Below are 6,974 nucleotides of genomic sequence, written 5' to 3' on the forward strand. Positions count from 1 at the left end.
TGGATTTATTGGTATCCTTGTCCATGCGATGTCTCCTTATTTTTGAGATTATGGACAGGACTACCTGTTATACCTCAATTATAAGGAGATTTTAATCATTTTTACAGGATATTGCTGGAAAAACAATGATTTATTGGTTTTTTTCTAGAATTTTAGATATTGACATTTTGGAAATTTATTTATGCAACGCTAGTGATCTCCGGTACCACCTCCGCCAGCTGTCAAAAAAAGCAAATGGTTTACCTACTTGCTGAATTGGCTCGGCAAACTAAAATCATAATAAATTACAAAAAACCCCTGTTAAAAGGGGTTTACTGTTTAAATAAAAAAAAATTGGGGGGTAACTTCCCAACTTACTTACGTTCTTATGCACCTTTCACTCTTCGTAAAGCGGCGTACATTTTATAGACGCAACCCGTCTTAAGCTTCTTTTCTCCTTCACCGATGCGAATCAGCTGGACTTTGCCGTTGATGATTTTAATCTTTCCAATCAGCTTTGACATAGAGGCCACCTCCCTATTTATTTGAGAAAAGTATAGCATTCACAAACTTTGTTAGCAATACTAACAGTTTCAAGTCGAAATAGTAAAATTAGTCATAAAATTTAGAGCGAAAGCTTTTTATTTACTCTTAAATTATTCCTTATTTCACACTGTTCTGGAAATATAAACGGTTAATAAAAAAGTTTGGGTGGTTGCCCAAACTTTTCTGCCTCTGTTATTATGCTTCTTTAACCTGGCGTAAGGCAGCATACATCTTGTAACAGCAGCCCATTTTTATCTTCTTTTCTCCTTCACCGATCCGAACCAGCTCAACCTTGCCGTTCACAATTTTAATTTTCCCGATCAATTTTGCCATTTATAATACCTCCTGGTTAAATTACTTGGGAAAATTATAACAATCACAGTGAACGTCTTCAATACTTCGGACCTTAATCAAAATTGTAAAATAAGTCACTTAATTCGAATACCGAATTGTCTTTATTTTTACCATTTTTGTACTACCTGTTAATGATTGGTAATACACATTAACAAGTGGACAAGGAGGTGTTCCAATGAAAGTTGACAGACAGATTTTTCGATGCTTGGGAAAGGATTTTTCCTGGAGAAAACTGAAGAAAGCGATTTTCCTTGATAAAACCAGCGACAACGAATTTACCCTGGAGGTGCAGATTGAACAGGCAAGACAGGCCTGGCTGATCGCCCAGGAACAGATGCAATGGGCAGACAAAGACCTGCTGGAGGCAGCGATTTTAAAGACCACCGCCTGCGAAAGACGCTACATCGCGTTGCTGCAGAAGGCCAGGAGCATGCATTATACCGCGTGGGAACCCACAGAAATAGCCCCGGTGGTAGCCAACAACCGTTAGCTCCCCCGGGGCTATTATTACAATTGTTTCTCTGGTTGTCCTGTTGGGGCATCCTCCGCATCAAAAACATCCTCCGCTCGGTAAGAACTCCGCACATAGGGGCCGGCTGCCACCTGTTGGAAGCCCATCCTGCGTCCTTCCCGGCGGTAAAAGGTATAGGTGTCCGGGGTAACGTATTCCTTAACCTCCAGGTGGCTGTCCCCCGGTTTCAGGTACTGCCCGATGGTTAACAGGTCACAATGGACCTTTCTTAAATCTCCCATGACTTCCAGGACCTCCTCCCTGCTTTCGCCCAACCCCACCATAAGACCGGATTTTGATAAAATTCGGGGGTCCGTCTCCTTGACCAGTTTCAAAAGTTCCAGGGAACGCCGGTAGTCGGCCTGGGGACGCACTTCCTGGTAAAGCCTGGGCACGGTTTCCACATTGTGGTTGTATACTTCCGGCCTGGCCTGCACCACGTGCAATATGGCTTTCTTATTACCTCCAAAGTCCGGTGTCAGGACTTCCACCGTAGCCTGCGGCACCCTGTACCGGATTTCCCAGATGGTCTGAACAAACTGGTTTGCCCCACCGTCGGGCAGGTCGTCCCGGGTGACCGAGGTAATCACCACATGTTTTAAGCCCAACCGGTAGGCGGCTTCCGCCACCCGTGCCGGTTCCCCTTCATCAACCGACCCCGGAGATCCTTTATGAACTGCGCAAAAACGGCAGCCCCGGGTACAGGTGCCTCCTAAAATCATGAACGTAGCCGTGCGGCGGGAAAAACACTCGGACATATTGGGACAGCGGGCCCCCTGGCAAACCGTATGCAGGGACAAGTCCTTCAACAATTCCCTGGTACGGGCCAGATCCGCCGTATAGGTTACTTTTCGCCGCATCCAGTCCGGAAATTGTCCTGCCATTGTACATCCTCCAAAGATTTTATTCAGTTTAAAAGTAGCGAACCACGTGGTAAAAAACAACCACCTTCTTATTTAGATATGTATAGCCCGCCCATGTACTGCTTCGGCAGCTTCCAGAACGGTTTCCGCCAGGGTGGGATGGGCGTGAATGACCTGTGTAATTTGATCCACCGTAGCCCCCAGTTCTATGGCCAGGGCTGCTTCGGCGATCAAGTCGGTGGCATGGGGGCCGACGATGTGTACACCCAGCACTTTGTCCGTTGCCGGGTCGGCCAGGATTTTGACAAAGCCGTCGGTCTCTCCCATGGTAGCGGCTTTGCCGGAGGCCATAAAGGGGAATTTTCCTACCTTCGGTTTGATGCCCTTTTCCTCGCATTGTTGAATGGTCAGTCCCACGCCGGCCGCTTCAGGCATGGTAAAGATACAGTTGGGCACCACATCGTAGTTCATTTTTCGGGGCTGCCCATGATGTTGCCCACAGCCACCAGTGCCTGGGCGGAGGCCACATGGGCCAGTTGGATCTTGCCTGTAATGTCCCCGATGGCATAGATGCCCGGGACACCGGTGGCCAAATGTTCGTCCACCAGCACTTCGCCCCGCTGCCCCAGCCGGACACCTGCTTCTTCCAACCCCAGGCCGGAGGTGTTCATGCGCGGCCGATGGAAATAAGAATTTTATCTGCGGTAATGGCCTCCCCGCCCTCCAGGATGGCGGTAACTTTCTCCCCGGACTTCTCCACCTTCTCGATCTTCACCTTGGTCTTTATGGTAATGCCCCTGCGCTTGAGAAGAGTTTGCATCTGCCGGGACGCGTCCCGCTCGATCAGAGGTAAAATGCCCGGCATAGCCTCCGCAATGGTCACCCGGCAGCCCATTTCGGCAAAGATACAGGCAAATTCGCAACCAATGACCCCGCCGCCGATGATCAGCATTTCGCCCGGTACTTCTTTGAGGGACAGGGCTTCGTTGGAGGTGATGACCCTCTCACCGTCATAACCGAAAGCTTCAATTAAGGCCGGCCGGGTGCCGGTGGCCAAAATGATATTTTCTGCTGCCAGTTCGGTAACGCCGCCGTCATTTAAGGTTACCGCCACTTTTGACGGACCAGCGAGTTTAGCCGTTCCCCGTATTAATTCAATTTTGTTTTTTTCAACAGGTATAGAACACCGGTAACCATTTTACCCACTACGGCATCCTTGCGCTCCACCAGCCTGGCGTAATTAATGCTGACTTCCCCGACGCGGATGCCAAACTCTTCGGCCCGGCGGACTTTATGCAGGGTCTCCGCGCCGGCCACCAGGGCTTTTGTTGGAATGCAGCCCCAGTTGAGGCAGGTCCCCCCCACCTCGTCCTTTTCCACCAGGGCTACTTTGGCTCCCATTTGGGCCGCCCGGATGGCCGCCACATAGCCACCGGGACCACCGCCGATTACAACCACTTGATAACTCAAGAAAAAACCCTCCTGTTTAGACAATCCTAAACACAGTATTGTTTTAGAATTTGGTGCTGTATGTGCTTTGTATGATATCGCCAAACAACTTGGGGTTGTTGAGATAATCGATAAATATGCACCAARCGGGARCAGGGGCTAAGCGTTGGTGAATATATGCTGCTGGCAGCAATTAACCGGGTTGTTAACCCTGTCAGTAAACACCAAATTGGCGATTGGTACACTAAAACAATGCTTTACAAGCTGTTACCTGCCCAAAAGAATTTGTTATCCAGCCAGCGATTCTGGGATAATATGAGCTTGTTGTCCGAATCCGCCATTAATAATTTTGAAGATGAATTTACCCGGCTCATTGTAAATAAATATAATCTTTCGACGGATTGCCTTATCTATGATACCACCAATTTTTTTACTTATGTTGATATTCTTTCCTCCAGCAAGTTGCCACAGAGAGGCCACAGCAAGGAGAAACGGTCTGACTTGAAAATTGTCGGTCTGGCAATGATGGTTACCCCTGATTTCAATGTTCCTCTTTTTCATGAGGTATACCCGGGTAATGATTATGATTCTGTTCAGTTTAATCCGTTACGACTGAACATCTACGCAAAATGGAAAAAAGCGGGTTTTTGAGAATAGCAAAACTAGCCAACCTCTCTTATTAAGAAAAAAGGATGGCATCCATAATATTGCGCTCTCTATGTAGGTCAGCGCTCAGCACCGCATGGGGTGTAATGAATATAGATCGGGGCGATATCCCCGTATTGGCAAATATGCCATTAAACAACACTCATTTCGACGCGGATAATCAAAAATCCTTTTTTGGTTCCGGCTAGTCCGGGTTAGGGCCGTTATAAGTAAACTTAAGGATCGTTTCATTAAAATTTGTGGTAAACCCAGGAATGTAACCCTTGTTTTTGATAAGGGAAATAATTCCCTGGAAAATATGAAACTTATTAAAGACGGTGACTTACCCTTTAATGTCGTGGGCTCACTTAAACTTTCAGAGCAAAAAGCATTACTGGAAATTCCATCCCGTGAATTTGAGCCGGTTAGCGGAAATGGCCTTGAAAACGTCAAGGTATATCGCACCAAACTTTCCGTTTATGGCCAGGAGATGACCGTTTTAGTTGTTCGCAATCCGGYGCTTTTAGTCGGTCAGATGCAAGGTATAACAAAGAACATTGAAAAATCAACCTTAAAATTGTATRAATTGCAGCAATCCCTGATTAATCGTGCAACTGGCAGGGTTACCAAAGGGCGCAAACCCACTATTGCCTCTGTGCAAAAAWATATTGATAACATACTGCACGGGGAATTTATGTCTGACRTTTTCAAAACAAACGTCTATGAGCGTGAAGGCTTTGCCCATCTTGATTTTTCCTTGGATATCAAGCAATTAGAATATATTCAGGAACATTATCTTGGCAAAACTATTTTATTTACAGACAACCATGGCTGGCCGAATGAAAAAATAATCTCCACGTACCGTTCGCAATACCACATTGAAGATGCCTTTAAACAAATGAAAAACACTACATTTTTAGGCTTTCGTCCAATACATCACTGGACYGACCAAAAAATTAGAGTTCATGCATTTTATTGTGTTCTGGCTCTCAGATTGTGCTGTTTATTAAACCRTATTCTCAGTGATAATGGYATTAAAATCAGTATCAATAAAATGCTGTCAATGTTATCTAATATAAAACAGGTAATTACAATTTACCCCAAGAAAGGCAAGTCAAAAAAGGATCGAGAATGTTTTTCATTAACCAAATTAACGCCTGAGGAAAAAAGGGTTTTAGAGATTTTAGACATCAAAAAGTATGCCCTCGGGGGGTAATACGTTTCTATCCCCTGAAAGTCTTGTGGTTACTGGCTGAGGGGTTATTGTAATCGTTATTTCGTAAACTCACGCTAGGGAGATATGGAAACCTTATTTCCATTTTGCGGCAAAATTATCACAAAAACGTTAAACGGCTGTGCTGTTTTTGTAAAACTTGGTTGTTATGATAAAGCCATAAAGCAAAGGAGGGGATCGTTTTGAACAAAAAACTGCTGGTATCAGGATTATTGATCGTGACACTTTTGTTATCCATACCTGTTCTAACTTCCGCCAATGTCAAGGAGAACTTTGGAGGCTGGGGAATGGGACAGGGACTGCCTGGAATGGGAATGATGGGTTCTTCTATGATGGGCATCCACGGCAACATGATGGGTAGCGGCGGTATTGCCCTGAAGGAGCCGGTAGATTCTGAAAAGGCAGAGGTGTTGGTCAATGACTATTTAAAAACTTCAGGACTAGAGGGCATTTCCTTGGCGGAAGTGATGGAGTTTGATACCCACTTTTATGTGGAGACAAGGGAAGACCAAAGTGGCAAGTATGCCCAAGAGTTTATTTTGGATAAGCGTACCGGCTCCATCAGCCCGGAAATGGGGCCCAATATGATGTGGAATGTCAAGTACGGGCATATGGGCGGTATGATGATGGGTTACAGTTCAGAGACCAGTGATAAGCCATCTGTTTCACCGGAGGATTCTATAAAAATTGCCAACGATTTTTTAAAGGGAAACAATTCCGGTGAGACTGCGGCTGAACCCCATGAATTTTATGGCTACTACACTCTGCACACTCTTAAAGACGGAAAAATCGTTGGCATGCTCAGTGTCAACAGTGCCACCGGTCAAGTCTGGTATCACACTTGGCACGGTAACTTTGTCGGAATGGAAAGCGCCGATGGCCATGCCCATCAGGAAGCATAAAAACAATAAGCAGTAACTACATAGCCCCTGTTATAAAAACAGGGGCTAAACTTACCCAAGATCATTTACAGCATGAAAGGAGGTCTTAGGGTGGAGAACATTACCAATTACCTGCCACTGCTGTTTATTGTTTTAATGATAGCGATGATGTTCCGGGGTGGCGGCTGATGCGGCGGCCACAGTCACCGTAACCACGGGACTACCGGGCAGTTGCCCGGCAAAAAGAACTGTTGTGAGGATAAAGAAAATACTCATGGAGGACGTAATTAGTTTTGTGTAGTGCGGCCGGGTAAGGTCGCTAAGTCTAGTGGGTGTAAGCCCCACCAGGGTAAAGCCTAACCAGCAGCCCTGTAGCCAGTTCTTGGAGGTTTTCAGGTAACTGAAAGCTTTAAGCGTAGAACGGCAAAATAGCGGGCCGAAAGCGAAAGCTGAAGTGATTGAGCTCCGAAATATGAATTGAGAATGGCCGATGTGGTTACACGCACAGAAGG

General features: G+C 46.0%; 7 protein-coding genes and 3 pseudogenes. 4 read left to right on the forward strand and 6 right to left on the reverse strand.

The genetic code is table 11. The features are described from left to right. Window positions 1-365 precede the first annotated feature (365 nt). Both P378_RS19655 and P378_RS19660 read right to left on the reverse strand, forming a co-directional pair. Window positions 366-503, reverse strand: a complete 138-nt coding sequence (locus P378_RS19655) for a hypothetical protein (RefSeq protein WP_180261083.1) — start codon at window positions 501-503, stop codon at window positions 366-368. Window positions 504-720: 217 nt separating this feature from the next. Then, window positions 721-858, reverse strand: a complete 138-nt coding sequence (locus P378_RS19660) for a hypothetical protein (RefSeq protein ID WP_180261084.1) — start codon at window positions 856-858, stop codon at window positions 721-723. A gap of 196 nt (window positions 859-1,054) precedes the next feature. Here P378_RS19660 and P378_RS12155 point away from each other — a divergent pair, with 196 nt between their 5' ends. After that, window positions 1,055-1,369 carry a DUF2508 domain-containing protein gene (locus P378_RS12155; protein ID WP_099083439.1) on the forward strand — a complete coding sequence of 105 codons (315 nt, stop codon included), beginning with the start codon at window positions 1,055-1,057 and terminating at the stop codon, window positions 1,367-1,369. Between the two features lie 17 nt (window positions 1,370-1,386). Here P378_RS12155 and lipA read toward each other — a convergent pair whose 3' ends face one another. The 3 genes and pseudogenes from lipA to P378_RS23635 form a co-directional block, all read right to left on the reverse strand. Further along, window positions 1,387-2,274 carry a lipoyl synthase gene (gene lipA / locus P378_RS12160; protein WP_099083440.1) on the reverse strand — a complete coding sequence of 296 codons (888 nt, stop codon included), beginning with the start codon at window positions 2,272-2,274 and terminating at the stop codon, window positions 1,387-1,389. 72 nt (window positions 2,275-2,346) lie between these two features. After that, entirely contained in the window at window positions 2,347-2,724 is a 378-nt protein-coding gene (locus P378_RS23630) for an NAD(P)/FAD-dependent oxidoreductase (RefSeq protein WP_338013911.1), read from the reverse strand. Continuing rightward, window positions 2,721-3,711, reverse strand: a pseudogene (locus P378_RS23635) (dihydrolipoyl dehydrogenase family protein). The gene P378_RS23630 and the pseudogene P378_RS23635 overlap by 4 nt, the downstream one beginning before the upstream one ends. Window positions 3,712-3,733: 22 nt before the next feature. Here P378_RS23635 and P378_RS12170 point away from each other — a divergent pair. The 3 genes and pseudogenes from P378_RS12170 to P378_RS12180 form a co-directional block, all read left to right on the forward strand. Further along, window positions 3,734-4,302 (forward strand): annotated as a pseudogene (locus P378_RS12170) (IS1634 family transposase); the annotation flags it as partial. Window positions 4,303-4,567: 265 nt separating this feature from the next. Then, window positions 4,568-5,563, forward strand: a pseudogene (locus P378_RS12175) (IS1634 family transposase); the annotation flags it as partial. A gap of 200 nt (window positions 5,564-5,763) precedes the next feature. Continuing rightward, complete coding sequence (locus P378_RS12180) at window positions 5,764-6,483, forward strand: hypothetical protein (RefSeq protein ID WP_099083441.1); 720 nt, start codon at window positions 5,764-5,766, stop codon at window positions 6,481-6,483. Window positions 6,484-6,615: 132 nt separating this feature from the next. Here the strand turns inward: P378_RS12180 and P378_RS20135 are convergent. Then, window positions 6,616-6,974 (reverse strand): hypothetical protein (locus P378_RS20135; RefSeq protein ID WP_207654035.1); only part of this gene is annotated, 359 nt, incomplete at its 5' end.

It is taken from the genome of Desulforamulus profundi, from assembly GCF_002607855.1.